Origin of the sequence: Pseudoalteromonas sp. 0303 (assembly GCF_013349995.1) — a bacterium.
In the GTDB taxonomy this organism is placed as follows: Bacteria; Pseudomonadota; Gammaproteobacteria; order Enterobacterales; family Alteromonadaceae; genus Pseudoalteromonas.
The window spans coordinates 85,374-104,351 of sequence record NZ_JABVXF010000001.1 but is presented as its reverse complement, the minus strand read 5'-3'; the positions used below and the strand labels follow the sequence as shown (position 1 = coordinate 104,351).

The window sequence follows — 18,978 nt, the reverse complement described above, 5'->3', positions numbered from 1 at the left end:
GCATTTAGATTACCTCTAAGAAATACACAATTAAGTGTATCACCGTAATCTGAGGTTAGGACCATTTTAGGTAACAGTTCGTTATTTTAGGCAAAAATTAAATCATTTATGGCAAGCAGAAACTGTCATCATCAACCATAATGTATTTTCAATTTTTCGATTGCATGCTCTTTGCAATCAGCCAATCCTACAAAACCTCAATACATTCAATACCTAAAATCAAAAGAGAAATTATGAACCATAACAACACGGATTTATTTGTGTTTGTCGCGATCGCTGCTTTGGTCACCGTTCATGACAAGCCCTTGTTAAAACGAGCATGTCAGCACGCATTGAATGATGGCGTTTCAATGCAAGAGTTGTGTGATATTTTACCGCATATCAGTGTGTATTCTGGGGTGCCAAAAGCATTGCTAGCACTGGAGGTTTTAAAGTCCCTTGATGATATTAAAGGTTCAAATACGTTGCTTATCAAACGCACAGAGCAGCAACTAAAAACCGCGCTCACATTTGGCCAACTACCTTTTGGTTTAGATCAGCAAAACAACAAGGTATTTGAGCTTGCCTCTTTAGGCTCTTTATTTGCATTAGACGATGCCAGCAGCTTAATTAGCGAGCAACTTAAACGCTGTGTATTACTTGGTTATAGCCGTGAACAACTTGAATTACTGGTAATAGAACTTGCTAGGAAAGTCAGTAGCCACATAGCCATGCGCGCTAAATGTAATCTTGAAAAGCACTTTGCGATGGCAGGGTAAATTTAATAAATGGCGGTGACGGAGAGATTCTAAAAAAACTCATATCGATATTTTTTATATAAATAAGTAAAAAAATATTGAAATACAAAATGGAGTACTAAAAAAATTAGCGCTCCATTTTAAAAATGAAGAGGTGAGTTCATTAAGACTGAAATTTTTCTTTAGAAGCTTCTGATGTGGAATGTACTATTTCTTTAACTCTACTAATCAGTACTTCTAACCCTTCATCCTCAAGTAATTTTTCTATGTTAACTTCAAAACCAGTTGTTATTATCGGAAAGTCAGCTAACTCTTGAGGCTTTGTAGTTAAAGGGAAATCTGAACATTTACACCATAAATCATAATACCAGTTCCCCTCCATTTCTTGAAATGGTGAATAGACTTTAAAACTTATAATACTTTTAGACTCTTCGACCGATGGCTTTATCTTTAGAGCATCGGGTTGCCCTCCCAAATCTGGCTTACCATCAATAGCGGTGTCTAAGTCAACTTTAATCTCCAAAATATAATGTTCTGGTTCAATTTTATTGTTATCAAAGTCAGTTTTAAAAATAAAAACACTAGACAGTGCCGGTAACAAATCCCACTGCCACTTTTCGAAAGGATTTACCGTTAAATTCGCAGGTCGGTCAAAAATAGCTGGTCGCCATGCATAAAAGTGTAAGTTTAATTCAGCAGAGATTTTATTTAGATTACTATATAAGCGCTGGTAAAATGCAGCTAATAAACGATGCCCGGTTCGAACTTGCAATAAAAGCGCTTGATTTGCTCTATTTTTATCCATCTATTGATTTCCTTGTGATATTGAACTTAAAGACAAACTATGTAAATTTGCATTGAAAAAGTCACTAAATCTCCATTTATTATCAAAACTTAATACTTCGGTTAAGCATCTATGATCTAAGAACATTGAATTAAATGAACTTAAACTTAGATCTTCCCATTTAAAGTCTTGAATAGAAACACTATAAAGCCCTAAAGCAGCAAGCATATCATCAATAATACGTTTCTCTCGCAATTTGGTTGAACTAGCAAGCTCTTTTAACACCGGAACTAATTCATGCCAATTTTTTGCTGCAGTATGTTTTAAAACTGTAAAATCATTTTTTAGATCTTTGAGTTGTCTATTTACTCCAGCTTTAGGTACACCTCCAAGTGCCAAGAAAAATAGAGGCTTATTTTTAAAAGAGCTATTCAATATTCCTTTTAATTCTCTAGACCACTGCTCATAATACTGCTTTCCTCCTGAAGGGGATTTAATTTCAATTAATATATTAACTTTTTTGAAATTTAAAATAACATCGGGTTCAACAAGCTTTTGTTGATCGTTAACAAGGTTAAATCTCGGCCAATATTCTACTCTTTCCAATTCACCTAAATCTATTGACTCTAAAATATTATTAAAATCAAAACACTTAGCCAATATTTTAACTTGGGAACAATGATCCAGATAACTAAACCGTTCAAAAAATGCTGAGGTTAAAAGATCTTCATAATTTTTAAAAACGTCCCGCCAAGAAATGACATCTCCCTGACCAATAATAATTCGACCGGCCTTATTATTTAAAACTGCTGTGAGCACAAGTAGCTTCCTTAGTCTTTTCCTTTAAAACTCTAAAGCTATGGTAAAGTTATTATTTTAGAAAAACACCCACTTTCTATTTTATCGTTGGGTGTTACTAATTAATCAACTCTTTAATTAATATAGAGCCTAATTGTCTTGTATTATAGGGGTTACCATTACTATTGAGCACTGAAACTCCCAATTTTTTCGCAATTTCACGTAAGTATGGTTTACTCGGTGAAACTATTTCACCACTCAAATAGACTTCTATTGTGCCATTTTCTAGCTCTTTTATTTTATAGTTTTCCCACTCAACTTCTTCGATATATAGCAGCTTACTACGATCAGGCTGCGGGTTAAATAATTTAGCTATTGAAATGACTTTGTTACCTGATGTTGTCACTCGCATCATAGCTTTGGCAACATTAAGTGGTAAATCTAACAAGGTTTCTATCTGCATTTCATCTGTGTTAACCCTTAAAATAATAATACGATCAACCCGATCTAGAGTATTAGGATTAAAACTAATACTCCCGCTGCTGTGGATTCTGCCTGTAGTTTTGACCGAAATGCGCTCACCAAAACTCGACACCACATCATAACCTGCTTGGTTCACTTCAGTTGCCATACGGCCATTCGTGATTAGTGCAGCGTAAAGCTCCCCTATCCTGCCCGTCAAGTGCCTGAGCTCTGTCACAGGAACACCCCAATTTAGCTCTCTTTCTAGCCAGCTCATTGCTTCGCCCAGTGACTGAATAATTTGCATCTGTGTTAGAGCCATGTTCATTCCTTAAGAAATCAATTGCTGCTCTTATTATTAACAACATACACTGTTTATTTTATCTTTGAAATACAGAAATTTATTCGATTACTTTGCTAAGGAGTACTTAAAAATATGCGGGATTATTTGAGGTGCAATTAAAATACACTTATAAATGGCTGCTAAGTTAAGAAATGGCAAAAAGAGTAACTTCAACAATCTTACTTATTTTTGTAAATAAATGGCGGGACGGAGAGATTCTTAAAAAAACAATAAGGCTTTGTTTTATAGTAAAAAGAAACAAAGAAAACAACCAGTGGAATACCAAATGGAATACTATAAATTTAGCATTCCATTTCTTAACAAAAACATGAAGAAAACTTAAACTACATGATGAAGATAAAGCACGACCCCGTAAGACCCTGTAACTGTAACAGATTCTAAAAATAATCAAGACGGCCGAAAGGAGTTCTCCTTGCCCTAATCCTCCCAAGCATTTAATAATCTAGTAACCTTAGCATCAATTGTTGATAAGTTTTCTCTTATAGCTTTATAGTCAAGGCTATCATCAAAAGTTCTCTGTTTGTGTTTATAAGGTTCTTGTACTTTTGTATCTTTAGAAATCAGTTTAGGGTTTTTCCTAGCGTAATTTATTAGTTTTTCAATATATTTAGACTGGGATATTTCATCCGCGTCACTAAGCACCTTTAATTTATCACGCGCTGATTTAGACACCTCCAGCTGAAGTTTACACACTTTATTAGATGTATTCTTCAAGCCTCTTTCATAGCTTTTCCAGGCTTTATGCAGCCTTTGCACCTCAACTTTTTGAGTATCCTCATTAGAACTGTACCTTTTAACTTCATATCTAATGAAGCTATTTAACGAAGCATTTTCAGATTTAAAATATTCAGCATAGCTTGAAAATCGATAAGCTAGCCAGTTGCGCAAGTCTTCGTTATCTTCCTTAACCCACTTCAAAATATTCTTGCTATCAATCCAACCTGTCATTAATTCATCCATGTGCTTTAGCATTTGTTACTGTTATAAAAAACAATAATCCAACACTAATCTATAAGCAACTACTTTACAGTCAAAAACCAAAATCCCTTCTTATTAGATGTGCAATTAAACACTACCTAAAATCTAAGTTAGATGTTTATTAATGCTCACATAAAAATTTCAATTAACGCCCTTAGATACCATATTAAAAACTCAGTTAGCCTCTCAATTAACCCATCAATTAACCACCCAATAAGACTTCTTTCGACAAATAAACGTCTAAATAAACTCTAATTGAGATAAAATTTCAGCCTACCATATAATTACAAAATAACACCCTGTTATTGTGTTAATTGGAGTATTATTACTCTACTATGGAGTAACAGCACACTGCATGGAAACAATCTAATGAGTGAGTTTTTCAACTTAACCACAAGTCTATCAGCACATTCAAAATGGGTTTTAATTCGTTTAATTTCGAAGAAAACTATTGGAGACGAATTATCTAAATCTGATCTGATAGAATTAGGATGCCCACACAATAAATTTAAAAAAGTAATAGAAGAGCTACAAGAAATTAATGCAATATCAAAACTCGAGGCTAAGCACTCTAAGCGTGGGCGGCCGACACTTTCATATACGTTTAGTTACAATAGCCTTGACAAAATTGATCGATTAAAATTTACTGAAATGCTAGCAAAGATAGAAGGAATTGAACTAAGAGTACCTATAAAGTTGGTATGGTACTTCTTTGCATTAAACCAAGATGAGTTTGGGCACGTCGAAAACTTTTCGGTACCGACCATAGCTAAAGTATGCGGATTAAAAAATATAGAGGCAAAAACGGCCGTTATTAAACTTATTGAAGAAGGCCTAATTTTAGAATTAACAAAAGGATGCACCTACAAAAAAAGTGAACTCATGACTCACTACATAAACCAAGATGTGACTAAAAGGCCCTCAGCATATTTAGTATCGTCTCTGCATATAAACGGTAAAGTTAAAATCATTTCAACTGGTATTACAATTAACTTTAACTCGGTATTAAATGTAGCTGAGGGTGACAAGGGTTTATATATCAACAATATTATTAAGGCATTTCCTTCATCAAAATGCTTAAATTCAAGCAAAAATATTCAAGAAAAATTAATGTCTGAGGATATGTACAACGCCTTTAAAATATACTTGGATATGCAACCTAAAAACGTATTAGATAACCTTAGAAGCACTTTATCCCTTCTATTTTATAAGTTCCTTAAGTTACCTTCGTCTAACCCCAAAAAAAGATTATCCATTATACATGTTAGCAATTCTCTTTTTGGTACTCGCGATATTTTCAATATGAACTCAACCTTATTTCATCTTTGTAGTTTTATTACCAATTATATAAATTTGTACTCACACAGTTTTTTGTTTCATGCTTTTTTTGGCTCTGAACAGCTCTCCTTTCGCAACATTAAAGCTTACTTAAAAAAACTATCTTACATTAAAATTGATATTTCCATCAAATTATACAAGCTTTTCATTATTACTCATTTTTCGAGTTACTCAGATGATGTTAAGGATATTTACTACTCAAAAATTGAGAAACTTTAATAGCCGCGAATTCAACCCCGAAGTGCACCACTCGCTAAATTAGGCCGCATTGCGTAATTCGTTAAACACAACGACAGGCTGTTTGTAACCTAGGCACTTTCTAGGTCTGGCGTTTAGCGCACGTTCTACATCGGCAACCTGCTTATCCCTTACCGTTCTTAAATCCGTGCCTTTGCGTATGTACTGGCGCAGTAAACCGTTGAAGTTTTCATTCAATCCGCGCTCCCATGAGGAATACGGATTCGCAAAATAAATATCAGTGTTGAGCTTATCTGCAACTAGCTCGTGGTCACAGAACTCGCTGCCATTATCAGCGGTTATCGTATGCACATGACGGCGATATCGCCACAGCATGCCTATCATGGCTCTGCTTACGTCTGCCGCGCTCTTTGCGTATTAAATAAAGCTTGCTTTGGCGTTCAACTAGGCTGACTATGGCACCCGTTCCATGCTTACCCAGTACGGTATCGGCTTCCCAGTCACCGAACCGTCTTTTCTTGTCAACAATCGCTGGGCGGTGCTCAATGCCCACCCGGTTCGGGATTATGACACGCTTCGCACGACGACCTTTGCGATATCGTCGATGGCCTTGTCGTAAGTGCCTAAACAACTTGCCGCCACTCAGTTTATCCCGTTGCACATAATCGTAAATCCACGCATGACTCACTGAAAGCCCAATAACCCGGCCCACGCCTGCAATTTGCTCGGGGCTCCACTTTTGTTTTAATCCGAACTCAACAAAGGTGATGGTCAGCTTAGATAGACACCACTTTGCGGCTGAACGCGCCTTTTGAGTGTCTTTGCTTGGGCGACTTCGGGTAGATAGTGATTTTCCCGGATCCTATTTCGTCTGATTTCTCGGCTAATGGTGCTATGACTGACTTTCAGGCGTTTGCCTATCTCACGATAACTAAAGCCCTCGCGTAAGTAGGCTTCTATCTGGTATCTTTGTCCTGCGATCACTGCTTGTAACTCATGGTAAATGCTTCTGTTTGTTTGGCGACGATAGAGTACCACCAACAGGCAGTTGATCTCTTCTCACCGTTTAACCATGAGTGGTGGACTTATTATCTAAATTCGGGGCTACTTGTAATTAAAACAATAAGCCTAGCAAAAGCACATATAACTTCAGAGTAATTCTAAATACACTGAACAACTTATCAGTAATGCATTTCTGTATTTAACCATCACAAATTAAGGTGGTTCTGTTAGTGAAAATTTCGGTTTGGTAGTATTTATTAGAGTTACTAGTAACGAAGGAATTATCACAGCAAACACAAATTAAAAAAATACGATTCATCCACCTGATATGAACCCATACTTTCAGGACAAAGAAGATGAATAATCAAACACAATACTCAGTAACTACTAACTCTACTTACAAGCAATATCAAACACTCGCTAGAGTAAATCAGCCTTTAGTTATTCCCTACTTAGATGCTAGTGAGAAAGTCATGCTTGCTGCATGTGCTGAGCATAAAAGAACGTTTGCTGTGAGAATTGATTTAAGGCTACCTGCTTACTCAAATACAATTGATTTAGATAGCAATAAAGTTATTAAGCGGTTTATTGCTTCTCTTGGGGCGCAGATTAAAGCTGATACAAAACGTAAAGCTCGTAAAACTCGTGAAGGTAGAACACCACACCCTTGCAATGTTAGGTATATTTGGGCAAGAGAACAGAGCACTGCTCATCATCAGCATTATCATCTTGTTCTATTTTTTAACAAGGACCGATATCACTGTACGGGTAAAATAAATGAAGAGAGCGATAATCTGTTTACTCGAATTGTTAAGGCTTGGGCAAGTGCGTTGCACTTACCGCTGGATGAAACGATGCGATTAGTTCATTTGCCTCAAAATGCTCATTACTACCTTGACGCTAATAACCCTAATTTTACTCAAGACTTCCATGCTCTATTTTATCGCCTGAGTTACTTCACTAAGCTTAATACTAAGCAATACGGATTAGGACAGCGGTGTTTTGGTTATAGTCAGAGGTGATATTTTAATTAATACCTGTGCTTCTCATAATTCGTTTTAACGAGGTTTTGAGACCTTCAACTAGCTAAATAAGCTCAAGCCCTTATTATATAAGGGCTGGCAAGTTCCCAAAATAGCATTACGAGAAGCTAAAAATACAATCAAAAACAAAAAAAGAACGCACTCATAAAAATGCGTTCTTCGTTTGTTACTAGTCAAATAAACTAGCAATGCCAGCGATTACGCCACCAGCAACCGCCAATGGAACTGTAACAGGTGCAGAGACTGTACCAGCCCCAATGATGATCGCACCTGATGTAATCGCCCCAGCTGCGGCTCCAGAGCCAACAGCGACGGCTGTACGACCAATACTGGCCTCACATTTACCCGTAATCTGTTTTGATAACTCATTGCCAACGAGTCCACACGTTACGGCTTTATTTAAAGACATAATGCCTCCTATTAAATTGAAAGTAGCACCTAATGCACTACCCTGCTATAGCTCTAACTCTTCAAAATCTTTATCTATTTCCTCCTGTGTTATGCCAATGTAGCGAAGTGTCGTTGCCTCGGAGCTATGGCGAAGCATTTTCATTACCCGCGCTATATCATGCGTTTTATGGTAAAGGTGATACCCACGTGTTTTACGCATTGAATGCGTGCCTAATTTAATGTTCAGTTCTTCGCCTACAAGGGCAAATGCCCTTGTAACAGCCCTTCGTGATAATGGTCTAGGTTTAGAGTATTTAGCTTGCTGATTACGGTAAGACTGAAAAAGGTAGACGTGAGTAGGATGAGTTGAGCGGATCTCATTTATAAAGCTCAATGCCTTGTTATTTAGCTTAATCTCGGCAAGCTTGCCTGTCTTACTTTCAAAAATGAGTAGCCGATCATTTTGTATATCTGTAAATTTAACTGATAACAGATCAGATATTCTCAGAGCTAAATTTAAACCGATATTCCAAACATCACTCATCTGCTTAGAGCTACGCTTCTCAAGTAAATAGCTTATTAACTTAACCGTATCTAGATCTTTAACTGCCTGGACTTCAGACATACTCCCTCCTAGTCACAAGTTATTGATACCTGATAACAGCCAGTGCGGTAATACTCAACAAAGTTTGAAATAAATAAAGCAAAAAGTTCATTTGCTTCATTATGGTTCAACCAGCCGACAAGCAAATGAAAAACTCGCTTGCTAGAAAAGCAAATATCAATTTCTTTAACCAATTCAGGGTAAACATTTCCCTGGTAAGAAAAATCAGTAATATATTCGAATTGCCAATTGTTAGTATGCTTTTCTAATCGCACTTCAACTGGATGAAAGCCCCCTGCTTCTGGCCCGTATTCAGGATCTTTAAAGTTGAGCGTTAACGACTTCGCTTTGTCACTAAAACACTCACTAAATGCAATCTCCTTACTAACTATTTCAATAAAAGTGTTTGGCACTTTTAAGCCTTTTATTTGCTCTATTTTGATTGCCATTACTCAGTCTCCTTTTAAATTAAGCCATGCTCAGCAAATGAATAACTTGTTTCACCGATTATGATGTGATCAAGAACAGAGACATCTATTAGATTTAATGCATCGCGCAGCTTGTTTGTGATTAATTTGTCTGCTTGGGATGGTGTAGCAACACCAGAAGGATGGTTATGAGACAAAATGACTGAAGCTGCATTTAACGACAAAACTTCTTTTACAACTTCTCGAGGATAAACGCTCGCCGCATTAATGGTTCCCCTGAAAAGCTCTTTAAAAGCGATAACGCGGTTTTGACTATCTAAAAACATTACCGCGAACACTTCGTATTCATGTAATGCCAACTTATGTCTCAGGTAGCTTTCGCAATCGCTCGGGCAATTTAATACACCATCACGAAACTGCTTCTGAGCAATAATGTATGCTGCTGCCTCAAGAATTTGTTCATCATCGACAGGGTGCTGAAACTCATACAAAGGTTTTTTCTCTTGCATTTTTTTGTCTCCATTGTGGTGAATGCAAGTAGATGATGTATAGCTATAAAATTTTAGTTTTAGGGCATAAAAAAATACGAGCTCCGGAAATGTTATGAACTAATAACTAACCGGAGAAAATCCATGCGTTTAATCAAATTAAAAGAAGTTTTACACATGACAGGCCTAAGCCGCGCAACGGTATACCGTTTTATGGCTGCTGGTGGATTCCCTATGAAAGTGGAGCTAGGTGGCAACTCTGTAGCTTGGGTGGAAAGTGAAGTAGAAGATTGGATAAATGAGAAAATACTCAAAAGAGACGACGAAAAATAAACACAGCCTGTAGATTTTACAGTCATTTAGCAGTAAGTTAGTCTTATTAAAAAGGATTTTAAGACTAAACATGCTTCACAAAGAACTAAAAGAAAAACAACGTAAACTACGAGACAACTTTCCTGAAGGATTAGCTTTAAGAGTGCATAGAGCACTTAGCTGGTTAGATAAATCAGAACAATGTAATCAAGATTTAGACTGCCAGTTTTTATTTTTATGGGTTTCTTTTAATGCAGCATATGCACAAGATACAGAGTGCTTAAGTTTCAATGAAACCCAGCATTCAGCCATTTCTTAGAAAAACTAGATAAACTTGACTCGAATAGCAGGATTTATAACCTACTTTGGAATGAGTTTCCAAACAGCATTCGAGTTTTGTTAAGTAATAAATTTGTTTTTCAACCTTTTTGGCAACTAAATAATAAACAACTTACAGAGCAGGAATATGCTCAGCGTTTTAGTGATGCCAAACGAGCAGCTAACTATGCTTTGGCAAATGAAGAAACGGCAAAGTTAACCTCCATCGTATTACAGCGACTCTATACTCTAAGAAATCAATTGATACATGGGGGAGCTACTTGGAACAGCAGCGCTAATAGAGAGCAACTCAAAGATGCTGTACAGTTTTTATCGCAACTGATTCCATACATCATCGATATAATGATGGATAACCCTTATGAATTATGGGGCGACGCACACTACCCTTTAATTAACAAATAAGATATTTATATTCGGGAATAGATATTATCAAGATGAATCAAAAAGGTATTTGGCTTAGCAGTAAAGAAACGATGAAATACTTAAAGCTCTCAGGTTGTGAGCTTATGCATCGCCGTGAGAGAGGATTGCTTAAGTTTGAAAAGCACGGTCGCGCTTACTTTTATTACTTTGAAATTAAGGATCAATAAGTGATATTTCACGATTTGCTGCAAGAAATGCAAGCCAAAGAACAAAAAGTATCTATTCCTCAAGGCTTCCAAGACTATGTGAACGCTAATAATTTAAAAGCGAACACCGCAGCTTCCATATCTATTGATTCACTAAGGAAATTACCAAAAATTTTAAGAGATCAAAATGCAATGGTGTTGAGGCTTGGTTCTCGGCCTGCTTCGAATCAAACTTACTTTTCGCTAGTGAAAACAGATGATGTAAAGGCTTTCTTTTTTGACGATGTATCTCTCTTTAATCAATTACAGCCAGAGCTATTTTTACCTAATGTTTCAATTCGCAGCTTATTTGCTTTTCAACTCCTGCCTAAAGTAACTGAAACCTCAGTTGTAAATCTAGCTATAGCATCTGGGTTAATGGCTGAAGCGCTTAATCTAGAAGAGGATAAAACAATAGTTGTACCAGCAACAGGACAAAGCACATTCACGTTTAACTTTAAGCCACTCGCGAACGAAAAGGTTGTTCTTGAACATATAAATGGCCAAGTTGAGATCGATGCTGTTTTTGTTGCTAAGCGAAATGGTAAAGAGCACTTGTTTGTCATTGAAGCAAAGCATGGCGATAAATTTGATTCTTTAGCTAAGCATAAATTGCTTTACCCAAGCTTGAGTCTTTTGCAAAAACTTCCCTCTTCTATGCCAATTGTGCCTGTATATTTACGGAGCATAAAAACACCTAACGGTATTGATTTTTTTATCGCTGAATGCCCTTGCATTGTAAATCAACAAGATGAGTTATATAGTCTGGATACACTTAGCCCCTGTAAAGTGCAGGCGCTTCATTTAGCAAATTATTAATTTATGAACGCAGAGCAATTTAAGCAACTTGTAAAAAAAGTAAAAACAGCTAAAAAGCTACCTGATGCCATTTATTTTCACAAAGATGCATTTACTGAGGCGCCTGTTGAATTAGTCAAATTTATTAAAGTTGTTGCTCAAGCCCTTAAAGTAGATGAAGCCGATTACGATCTTATAAAGCTATTTAAAAACGACTTTAGGCTTTCGCTTTTAAGTTACCCTTCTTTTTATGAAGACTCTTACCCAGCACTTAAACAAAGCGTTACAGTAGATTTAGCAAAGCTGTCTCATAAGGTAACTAAGTACGATAACAGCGATAACCCGCCTATTTTGCATCGAAAAGAAACTATGGTTTCACCAAGTAGTAAGCACTACCAATTATTTTGTGACTTAACTGCTGAAGGTGAACAAGCTGGCTTATACGAAAACACACGTATGATCGGCTTTAAAGGCTCATGGGAACGTTTGATTGCTAAAAAAGGGTATGAACTCGTTGATGGGCGTTTGTTTCGTAGCCCTGATGATGATAAAACCATAGACAGACATTTAACTGCGATTGTTCGCCATGAGCTATCAGCTCCTTTAAAAACATTAGCTAAAAATGGCTTTTTAAATGGTGATTACTCTATTTTTGATTATGGTTGTGGCCGAGGGGATGACTTACGAGAACTTGAAGCACATGGTATTGATGCTCTAGGTTGGGATTTAAACTACCGTCCTGATGCAGATAAAGTTATTTCTGACATTGTTAATATCGGCTTTGTGATCAATGTAATAGAGGACCGCGATGAACGAATAGAAGCGCTAGTAGGCGCCTGGGAGCTTTCACAAAAGCTGCTTGTTGTGTCAGCAATGCTTGGTAATGAATCGTTAGTTAGTCAATTTCAGCCTTACAAAGATGGCGTAATCACAAGCCGTAATACTTTTCAAAAGTACTACACACAAGCAGAATTAAAAGCATTTATAGAAATGAGCGTTGACGAAAACGCGATTGCTGTCGCCCCTGGTATTTATTACATATTTAAAGATAAGCAGCTCGAACAACACTTTTTACAAAACCGCCATAAACGTACTTATAAGTGGCAGCATCTAACAGCACCAGAACCTGTAAATGAAGAGCAAGCACGAATTTTATTCACGCAACACCAGCAACTTTTTGAATCGTTTTGGCTTACATGCTTAACGCTTGGCCGCTGTCCTGCTAACGATGAATTTGCGCAAAGTGATAAAATAAAAAAAGTTATTGGCTCTAACAAAAAAGCACTACAACTTGTTTTGAAGTGGTTCGAAGAAGATGAACTCAAAACAGCCGAAACCATGCGAAAAGAAGATTTACTCCTTTACTTCGCACTTGCCATGTTTGAAAAGCGAAAACCATACACTCAACAACCAGAAGACTTAAAGCGTGATATAAAAGCCTTCTTCGATACGTATAAAATTGCACAAAACCAAGCCACTGAACTGCTCTTTCAAATAGCAGACAGCACTCTGATTGAATCATTGTGTTTAGAAGCCGAAAAACTATTACCAGCAGGTAAAGTCGATTTTGAAAACGGCCAGCCTCATGCGCTAACGCTACACAAAGACTTTATTACCTTATTACCAATTGTGCTACGCGTATATATTGGCGCGGCCCTACAAATGTATGGTGAGCTTGATGATATTCAGCTTATTAAAATTCACATACATTCAGGTAAGGTAACACTACTTGGTTATGAAGGGTTTTATGACTCACCTCTTCCACAGTTAAAAGAGCGCGTAAAAATAAAAATGGCAGAGCAAGACGTTGATTTTTTTGATTATGTAATCGAAGAAAAACGCCCCCTACTTCTCAATAAAATTGACTATATCGATGACACATTTGATGATTATAAAAAACAAAAGTCGTTTAATTTAAAGTTAGGTATGTTATTGGAAACAAAACCATCACTGTGTACTAACTCTCTCTTAGAATCACTACTCAAGCCAGTATATAAAATTAAAGGCTATAGATTCTACAAATAAAAAATGCACCTTATTTTATAAGGTGCATCTTAGCAAAAGCAGTAAACTCATCAAAATCAATTTTGCTATCATGATTGAAGTCGAACTCTTTTAAAATATGAGAACTTTTACCTAATCCTTTTTCATTAAGCAAAACCTCTACAAGTTCAATTAATTCCATCTTTGAAATATAACCATCGGAATTTTTATCAAAAAACTCAAATAGCTCTTCTAATTTATCCATATTAAAAATCCACTTCTAAATTATCATTGTTAAAATTTTGTTGAGATCGTTGCTCATTTCTTAACGCTTGTTCTACAATTTTCTTTTCCAGAGTGTCTACACCAGTAGGGTCACCGGGGTTTTCATCCATCCAGCTTTGAATAATTGATAAGCCTGCGTTGCAATAACCTTCAAATACTTTTACTGCTTCATTAAGGTTTTCATTCTTTAAACATGTAGCATCTTTAGTTTTTAAAAGTGCTAGTAAATATATATAGGTATCTTGTTGAGTATTTGCATAAGTGCCAAGCGTGATTTGGATTTTGTCAGAGCCTACAGGCTCAAACTTATTTTGAGAGTAACCAACCATAGCTGCAAATACCATTAAATCTTTATTATGACTGAAAATTACATGATCACCCTGAGTTAATTTTTCAACTATAGGCTCATGCTTTCTATCTCTATTTACATTGACCCCTAACCATTTCCTATCATCTAATCTAGACATAAGCACCTACCTTTTCTATTGCAGTGCGATCAACTGGACAGTTATATTTAACCGTTGGATATTTCGTTCCTTGAATTGTAATTTCATCCTTAGTTTTAGTATCTTGATCAGCTTCAACCTCTAAAACAAGGTTATATTCCATGCCAACCTTATCCCTAATATTATCTTCAACTGTACCTTGCCAATGGCTAGAGGACAGGAAAAAAACAACCTGACCTACAGACTGAGGGATAGCTTTGGCGACATTTCCTTTGTATTTGTTATCAAGCACACCAAAAGGTGCATCAATTATAAAAGGCGCGATCGCTCCCGGTGTTAATATTTCACCAGAGGCATTTTTCCTTTCTCTTGCAAGTTCAATTAGAGAAGAAATAAATGTCAAACTTAAAAGTAGTCCTTGTCCATCACTTTCAGCTACTTGTACATCATTGCGGTCAAATAGCCTTATATCAAAAGAGTTTTTATCCATTTTTGCTCGGTAATCTTGACGTACAAACTGCCTTAGAAATGAGTTTACCTTCTCCATGATCTTTAATTCAACATTCTTCTGAGTTGAGGCTAATGTACTCTCAATTGTTGACTGAACTTTTTGAGCGATATCTTCCAATTCTCGATATTTATTAACTTCTAAAGAGCTAGATTTTAGCCTTAGTATTTCACTTCTTTTCTTCTCAAGTGTAGATGCACTTTCTTTCACTTTTCTCTCTAAATTACCTATAGATCTGTTGTCATCACCTAAACGAGCTTGAAATTGACTTCTACGCTTTTCAAGCTCTCTGATATCTCCAATATCTTTTGCACCTTGAATTTCAATGGAGATGTTTTTCAATCTTTCTTCAAATTTGCTGACATTATCTCGGCTAGAAGAAATACCTTTCAAATTAAACTCAAAGTCTTCTTTAGCCTGTGAAGAAATTTTCTTAATACTTCGTAATTCAGCTTGAGCTTTTGTTACTCTGCTTTCTTGTTGCGGGTCTGCTGCTGACTTTAATAAATCTTGAATTCTGTTGTATGCTTCACTACCAACTGAAATATCAGCACCACAGATACATTGTGTTTCTTCTAAAATCTTATAAACGAGATTTTCGTTATACGGAGAAGGTATAGTAGATTTAAACTCATCTTCATCGATAAAATCTAAAACCTCAAAAGATATTTCATGGGCAAACACATTGGCTGCGTATTTTTTAATCAAGCCAACTCTATTATTTTCGAATCGAGAAAGATGGTTTTGTGCATCTTTTAGATCTCGTTCTGCCTCAGCTCTTTCTGTATGCTTTGCTTTAATGAATTCACTATTTGAAGAGGCTAGCTGAGAATCAATGTTTTGAATCTTAGAAATATAACGTTCGACAGATTCGTTTTTTTCTTCAAGTCGCTTATTATCATGTTGTAAATCTGCTTCAAGCTGATCTATTTCCCTTTGTATTTTAGATATTTCACCATCTTTGTCTGCTCTTTGAAGAGAAGTACTATACTCTTTCTTAATTTTCTGAACATCTGCTAAAGCGTTTTTTGCTACGGTGAAACCGAGAATCTTTTGAATAGCTTCTTTTATTTCTTTACCGCCATGTTTACTTGTAAAAGAGCCAACTCCTTCTCCCTGGAAAAAGAAGTAATTAGCCATATCTTTAGGTATAACCGAATTTATGAATATGTCAGGATTAGTAACTTCTTTAAAGTCTCCAGCTTTAATTATGAAAACTCTAAAGGTATCTTGCGTTACAGGGCCGTAACCTCTTTGAACTGAATAATTTCTTCCATCTTCTTCAAACTCAATTTCAACTTTATAATTTTGCAAACCTTCAGCTTTAGCTGCATTATTTAATAAATTTCTTGGATCTTTGAAGTTAGGGGTAAAACTCTTGAAAAAACACCATAAAATTGCGTTTAACAGGGCTGTTTTACCTACTCCATTCTCTGCGTGTATTAGAGTGACATTTTTATCTTCGTTAGTAGAAAAATGAATAGTTTGTTCACCATAGAATTGACGGAAATTTGTTAGTACTATTTTCCTAATTAGCATATATCACCTTTTTTCCTTGCATTTTCTACAAGTTCACGTATCAGTTTCAGCCGATTGCTTGAACTTGCTTCCCCATAAACATGTTTTCTTTCAACATTTATTATTGATGATGTTAATTGCTTTAGAGGTGAAGGTTTTTCTACTTCCTCAGCAGCTTCTTGAAACATTCTTTCTAATTCAGATTTAGATGTCATAATACAATCCTAATTGTTCTAATTGATTCTCAACTTGCAGTTTATTGTCAGCTAAAAACAGAAAATCATTCACTCTTTCCATTTCAGCAGATATTAGTTTTTTTGAAGCTGGTTGCTCAAAGTCAGAATTTGGCAATACTATAAAGTCGTAAATAATTGCTTTTCTTTTGTTAGGGAATCGTCTTAATACCCTACCTCTTCGTTGAACATATTGACGAGGATTTCTTGTGCTAGAGAGTATTACAGCAGTTTGACATGCGGGAACATCTATACCTTCATCTAAAACTTTCATAGCTACTAAAGCGTTAATAGCTTTCTCTTTAAATGCTTCCATTACGTTTTTACGTTCAGCACTATTTATAGCGCTAGTAAATTGAGAAGTCTTCCATCCGTTCTTATAAAGTACGTCAGAAACTTGATCTATTACTTTGCAATCATTTAAATCTTCATCTTGTTGAAAAGGCTTCCCTTCACCTGCATAAAACAAAGTTAAGTTTCGCATTGATTCAGGAATCAAAGAGCTTAGTTCATCCAACTTTTTTAACTTGTCAGAAGCCGAACCCAGTAATCTACTTCGTTGACCACAAAAAATAGTTAATTTTTCTTTGTCATCTTTACTTAGGTGGCCACCAGATTTAGTGACAATTGAAGAAATCTTTTCCGATAATTCTTCAAAAGATTCTTGCTCTTCATCGTTAAGATAAACAGGCACCAAATGATAATCATAAGGTGTTAAAATTTCGTCATGAATTGCATCACCAAGTCCATAGTCAGCGACTATGTCACCGTAATATGAGAGCAAGTTATCTCTAGAGATGTTAGGAAACATAGAATCAATTTCATCATCGTCACTCCTGAAAGGAGTTGCAGACAGTCCCATTCTAAAATCTGATAGGGGTAATAAGCTATTTATCTTATTAGAACCGTGGTTATGGCACTCATCGCCAACAAACATAATGCTTTTAGGGTTTACCGAAGTTAAAACCTGTTGAAAATCATTTGAAACCAGAGTTCTATTTACCACAACCAAACAAACAAAATCTTTTATACCTGCATTAAATGTCGAGATAGACTCCTTAACGTTTGGTAACCAGCTATTTTTCGAGTTGTAACACTTATGAGAGCTAATTCCAAAATCCAACAAGTTTTCACACCACTGACTTGCAAGCTCTATGTAAGGAACAGCAATGACTAGACACAAACCTCTATTTTGATTTTTTAAAGTTTCATAAACTTTGACCGCACCATATATTGATGTGATGGTTTTACCAGAACCAGTAGCTAATTTGAGAATTCCTTTATAACCATTAGCTCTCCATTTTTTTAACGCCGCTGTTTGATGGTTTTTGATATTAAATTTATTACCATTTAAAAAATCAGGGACATGGGGAGTGCTTTTAGAAGTTATATTTGATTGCTCTGCTTCATATTGTGCTATTTGTTCTTCAATTCCTTCAATATCAAACAATGATAACGCTTGAAGCTTAGGGGAGCTTTCTACGTATTTAGAAACTGCAGAATAAAAATCAGAACCAATGTCTACTACAAAAGTATTTTTCTGCTCGCTATTCCAAAGTTTCTCAAATCCATCTTGGTAGACCTTACCATATGCTTCAAAAAGCTCTGGCTCCCAACTTTTATAAACGCTTATTGATTCAGCATTTAGATGCTCAAACATTCCTGACGGTGTTTCATTAGCAGAGCCTTGAAAAACGACAGCATCTCCATGAGAGTCATAAATGATGCCAATTTTTTCGTGGTACATACCGGCTCTTCTGAAAGCGAATTTTATTTCAAGCCGGCCTGAAGCAATCAAGATGGATAACAACTCTAATCTTTTCGATGAAACATCTTTATCTGACTGAATCCACTTTAGTAAAGTTGCGGAGTATTGTTGTGATAATTCTACAGGTGAAGTAACGGCATAACGAATTGCTTCAAATTCTTCACGTTCTAAAGGATGACCTATGATCAGTCTCATGGTTCCATTTGAATGAATTATGGAAGCTAACCCGCTTAAGTTTGCCGCTAAAATAGAAGAAGAAAAATAACCTACTGCCCTATCATATTTTACGGCCTTTGATAAAACAGGTTTGTAGAAATCATGAAACAAATCATCATCACCTGTTCTATAAACATGTTTTAAAACAAAGTTCTTTAAACTAGACATTCAGTACTCTACTTGCTTACTAAGATTTTTCTGAAAAGGATAAAGCCGGGCTGATTAACACTCGCGACTAGATTGGTAAGGTTGTTTTTATAACCCGAGTTGCTTTCTGATATCTGATTATCATTTGCATCAAGTTGAAGTGCGAAGTCTATTGAGCTTTTGGGGAGAAAACTGAGCAGCTC

General features: G+C 36.1%; 21 protein-coding genes and 1 pseudogene. 8 read left to right on the top strand and 14 right to left on the bottom strand.

The window, feature by feature from the left end:
* Positions 1-233: 233 nt before the first annotated feature.
* Positions 234-758, top strand: coding sequence for a carboxymuconolactone decarboxylase family protein (locus HUS62_RS00525; protein ID WP_175078199.1), 525 nt, complete (start codon positions 234-236; stop codon positions 756-758).
* Between the two features lie 142 nt (positions 759-900).
* Here HUS62_RS00525 and HUS62_RS00520 read toward each other — a convergent pair whose 3' ends face one another.
* From HUS62_RS00520 to HUS62_RS00505, 4 genes are all read right to left on the bottom strand, one after another.
* The gene (locus HUS62_RS00520; RefSeq protein WP_175078198.1) at positions 901-1,542 is read right to left on the bottom strand and encodes a hypothetical protein; all 642 of its coding nucleotides are present in this window, start codon (positions 1,540-1,542) and stop codon (positions 901-903) included.
* Positions 1,543-2,340: a hypothetical protein gene (locus HUS62_RS00515; RefSeq protein ID WP_175078197.1), complete on the bottom strand. Its 798-nt coding sequence runs from the start codon at positions 2,338-2,340 to the stop codon at positions 1,543-1,545. It lies immediately after the preceding gene.
* A gap of 97 nt (positions 2,341-2,437) precedes the next feature.
* A complete protein-coding gene (locus tag HUS62_RS00510) occupies positions 2,438-3,103 on the bottom strand; it encodes a DUF6998 domain-containing protein (protein ID WP_175078196.1) in 666 nt (221 codons plus the stop codon).
* Positions 3,104-3,562: 459 nt separating this feature from the next.
* The gene (locus HUS62_RS00505) at positions 3,563-4,093 is read right to left on the bottom strand and encodes a hypothetical protein (protein WP_175078195.1); all 531 of its coding nucleotides are present in this window, start codon (positions 4,091-4,093) and stop codon (positions 3,563-3,565) included.
* Between the two features lie 399 nt (positions 4,094-4,492).
* Between HUS62_RS00505 and HUS62_RS00500 the strand changes: the two genes are divergently transcribed.
* Positions 4,493-5,680, top strand: coding sequence for a hypothetical protein (locus HUS62_RS00500; RefSeq protein WP_175078194.1), 1,188 nt, complete (start codon positions 4,493-4,495; stop codon positions 5,678-5,680).
* A gap of 39 nt (positions 5,681-5,719) precedes the next feature.
* On the opposite strand, the pseudogene HUS62_RS00495 reads toward HUS62_RS00500, so the two are convergent.
* Positions 5,720-6,664, bottom strand: a pseudogene (locus tag HUS62_RS00495) (IS30 family transposase).
* A gap of 353 nt (positions 6,665-7,017) precedes the next feature.
* Here HUS62_RS00495 and HUS62_RS00490 point away from each other — a divergent pair.
* Positions 7,018-7,683, top strand: coding sequence for an inovirus Gp2 family protein (locus tag HUS62_RS00490; protein WP_175078193.1), 666 nt, complete (start codon positions 7,018-7,020; stop codon positions 7,681-7,683).
* A gap of 190 nt (positions 7,684-7,873) precedes the next feature.
* Here HUS62_RS00490 and HUS62_RS00485 read toward each other — a convergent pair whose 3' ends face one another.
* Genes HUS62_RS00485 through radC form a run of 4 tightly spaced genes read right to left on the bottom strand, consistent with a single transcriptional unit; the run spans position 7,874 to position 9,635 of the window.
* Positions 7,874-8,113, bottom strand: coding sequence for a hypothetical protein (locus HUS62_RS00485; protein ID WP_062565199.1), 240 nt, complete (start codon positions 8,111-8,113; stop codon positions 7,874-7,876).
* A gap of 45 nt (positions 8,114-8,158) precedes the next feature.
* Positions 8,159-8,719: a tyrosine-type recombinase/integrase gene (locus HUS62_RS00480; protein WP_062565198.1), complete on the bottom strand. Its 561-nt coding sequence runs from the start codon at positions 8,717-8,719 to the stop codon at positions 8,159-8,161.
* Positions 8,720-8,727: 8 nt separating this feature from the next.
* On the bottom strand, positions 8,728-9,147 hold the full coding sequence (locus HUS62_RS00475; protein WP_175078192.1) for a DUF2787 domain-containing protein: 420 nt from the start codon (positions 9,145-9,147) through the stop codon (positions 8,728-8,730).
* Positions 9,148-9,161: 14 nt separating this feature from the next.
* Positions 9,162-9,635 carry a DNA repair protein RadC gene (radC, locus tag HUS62_RS00470; RefSeq protein ID WP_175078191.1) on the bottom strand — a complete coding sequence of 158 codons (474 nt, stop codon included), beginning with the start codon at positions 9,633-9,635 and terminating at the stop codon, positions 9,162-9,164.
* Between the two features lie 123 nt (positions 9,636-9,758).
* Here radC and HUS62_RS00465 point away from each other — a divergent pair, with 123 nt between their 5' ends.
* The 5 genes from HUS62_RS00465 to HUS62_RS00450 all read left to right on the top strand — a co-directional run bounded on the left by HUS62_RS00465 (position 9,759) and on the right by HUS62_RS00450 (position 13,696).
* Positions 9,759-9,947, top strand: coding sequence for an AlpA family transcriptional regulator (locus HUS62_RS00465; RefSeq protein WP_175078190.1), 189 nt, complete (start codon positions 9,759-9,761; stop codon positions 9,945-9,947).
* 70 nt (positions 9,948-10,017) lie between these two features.
* The gene (locus HUS62_RS22855; RefSeq protein ID WP_220094938.1) at positions 10,018-10,245 is read left to right on the top strand and encodes a hypothetical protein; all 228 of its coding nucleotides are present in this window, start codon (positions 10,018-10,020) and stop codon (positions 10,243-10,245) included.
* Between the two features lie 77 nt (positions 10,246-10,322).
* Entirely contained in the window at positions 10,323-10,667 is a 345-nt protein-coding gene (locus HUS62_RS22850; protein WP_220094937.1) for a hypothetical protein, read from the top strand.
* Positions 10,668-10,882: 215 nt separating this feature from the next.
* Positions 10,883-11,692 (top strand): DUF6997 domain-containing protein, encoded by an 810-nt coding sequence (locus tag HUS62_RS00455; RefSeq protein ID WP_220094936.1) that lies wholly within the window; start codon positions 10,883-10,885, stop codon positions 11,690-11,692.
* Between the two features lie 3 nt (positions 11,693-11,695).
* Positions 11,696-13,696: a DNA phosphorothioation-associated putative methyltransferase gene (locus HUS62_RS00450; protein ID WP_175078188.1), complete on the top strand. Its 2,001-nt coding sequence runs from the start codon at positions 11,696-11,698 to the stop codon at positions 13,694-13,696.
* A gap of 10 nt (positions 13,697-13,706) precedes the next feature.
* On the opposite strand, the gene HUS62_RS00445 is transcribed toward HUS62_RS00450, so the two are convergent.
* Genes HUS62_RS00445 through HUS62_RS00425 form a run of 5 tightly spaced genes read right to left on the bottom strand, consistent with a single transcriptional unit; the run spans position 13,707 to position 18,796 of the window.
* Positions 13,707-13,919 carry an EF-hand domain-containing protein gene (locus tag HUS62_RS00445; RefSeq protein WP_175078187.1) on the bottom strand — a complete coding sequence of 71 codons (213 nt, stop codon included), beginning with the start codon at positions 13,917-13,919 and terminating at the stop codon, positions 13,707-13,709.
* A gap of 1 nt (position 13,920) precedes the next feature.
* On the bottom strand, positions 13,921-14,406 hold the full coding sequence (locus HUS62_RS00440) for a hypothetical protein (protein ID WP_175078186.1): 486 nt from the start codon (positions 14,404-14,406) through the stop codon (positions 13,921-13,923).
* Complete coding sequence (locus HUS62_RS00435) at positions 14,399-16,432, bottom strand: AAA family ATPase (RefSeq protein WP_175078185.1); 2,034 nt, start codon at positions 16,430-16,432, stop codon at positions 14,399-14,401. Before HUS62_RS00435 ends, HUS62_RS00440 begins: the two co-directional genes overlap by 8 nt.
* Positions 16,426-16,626 (bottom strand): hypothetical protein, encoded by a 201-nt coding sequence (locus HUS62_RS00430; RefSeq protein WP_175078184.1) that lies wholly within the window; start codon positions 16,624-16,626, stop codon positions 16,426-16,428. The genes HUS62_RS00435 and HUS62_RS00430 overlap by 7 nt, the downstream gene beginning before the upstream one ends.
* Positions 16,616-18,796 carry a helicase-related protein gene (locus HUS62_RS00425; protein WP_175078183.1) on the bottom strand — a complete coding sequence of 727 codons (2,181 nt, stop codon included), beginning with the start codon at positions 18,794-18,796 and terminating at the stop codon, positions 16,616-16,618. The genes HUS62_RS00430 and HUS62_RS00425 overlap by 11 nt, the downstream gene beginning before the upstream one ends.
* Positions 18,797-18,978: the final 182 nt, after the last annotated feature.

Bases quoted from the DNA above. Each gene is read 5' to 3' on its own strand.
- HUS62_RS22855 (WP_220094938.1), top strand. From the start codon at position 10,018: ATGCTTCACAAAGAACTAAAAGAAAAACAACGTAAACTACGAGACAAC.
- HUS62_RS00425 (WP_175078183.1), bottom strand. From the start codon at position 18,796: ATGTCTAGTTTAAAGAACTTTGTTTTAAAACATGTTTATAGAACAGGT.
- HUS62_RS00510 (WP_175078196.1), bottom strand. From the start codon at position 3,103: ATGGCTCTAACACAGATGCAAATTATTCAGTCACTGGGCGAAGCAATG.
- HUS62_RS00455 (WP_220094936.1), top strand. From the start codon at position 10,883: ATGCAAGCCAAAGAACAAAAAGTATCTATTCCTCAAGGCTTCCAAGAC.
- HUS62_RS00440 (WP_175078186.1), bottom strand. From the start codon at position 14,406: ATGTCTAGATTAGATGATAGGAAATGGTTAGGGGTCAATGTAAATAGA.
- HUS62_RS00505 (WP_175078195.1), bottom strand. From the start codon at position 4,093: ATGACAGGTTGGATTGATAGCAAGAATATTTTGAAGTGGGTTAAGGAA.
- HUS62_RS00480 (WP_062565198.1), bottom strand. From the start codon at position 8,719: ATGTCTGAAGTCCAGGCAGTTAAAGATCTAGATACGGTTAAGTTAATA.
- HUS62_RS00465 (WP_175078190.1), top strand. From the start codon at position 9,759: ATGCGTTTAATCAAATTAAAAGAAGTTTTACACATGACAGGCCTAAGC.
- HUS62_RS00475 (WP_175078192.1), bottom strand. From the start codon at position 9,147: ATGGCAATCAAAATAGAGCAAATAAAAGGCTTAAAAGTGCCAAACACT.
- HUS62_RS00450 (WP_175078188.1), top strand. From the start codon at position 11,696: ATGAACGCAGAGCAATTTAAGCAACTTGTAAAAAAAGTAAAAACAGCT.
- HUS62_RS00525 (WP_175078199.1), top strand. From the start codon at position 234: ATGAACCATAACAACACGGATTTATTTGTGTTTGTCGCGATCGCTGCT.
- HUS62_RS00485 (WP_062565199.1), bottom strand. From the start codon at position 8,113: ATGTCTTTAAATAAAGCCGTAACGTGTGGACTCGTTGGCAATGAGTTA.
- HUS62_RS00520 (WP_175078198.1), bottom strand. From the start codon at position 1,542: ATGGATAAAAATAGAGCAAATCAAGCGCTTTTATTGCAAGTTCGAACC.
- radC (WP_175078191.1), bottom strand. From the start codon at position 9,635: ATGCAAGAGAAAAAACCTTTGTATGAGTTTCAGCACCCTGTCGATGAT.
- HUS62_RS00445 (WP_175078187.1), bottom strand. From the start codon at position 13,919: ATGGATAAATTAGAAGAGCTATTTGAGTTTTTTGATAAAAATTCCGAT.
- HUS62_RS00435 (WP_175078185.1), bottom strand. From the start codon at position 16,432: ATGCTAATTAGGAAAATAGTACTAACAAATTTCCGTCAATTCTATGGT.
- HUS62_RS00490 (WP_175078193.1), top strand. From the start codon at position 7,018: ATGAATAATCAAACACAATACTCAGTAACTACTAACTCTACTTACAAG.
- HUS62_RS00430 (WP_175078184.1), bottom strand. From the start codon at position 16,626: ATGACATCTAAATCTGAATTAGAAAGAATGTTTCAAGAAGCTGCTGAG.
- HUS62_RS00500 (WP_175078194.1), top strand. From the start codon at position 4,493: ATGAGTGAGTTTTTCAACTTAACCACAAGTCTATCAGCACATTCAAAA.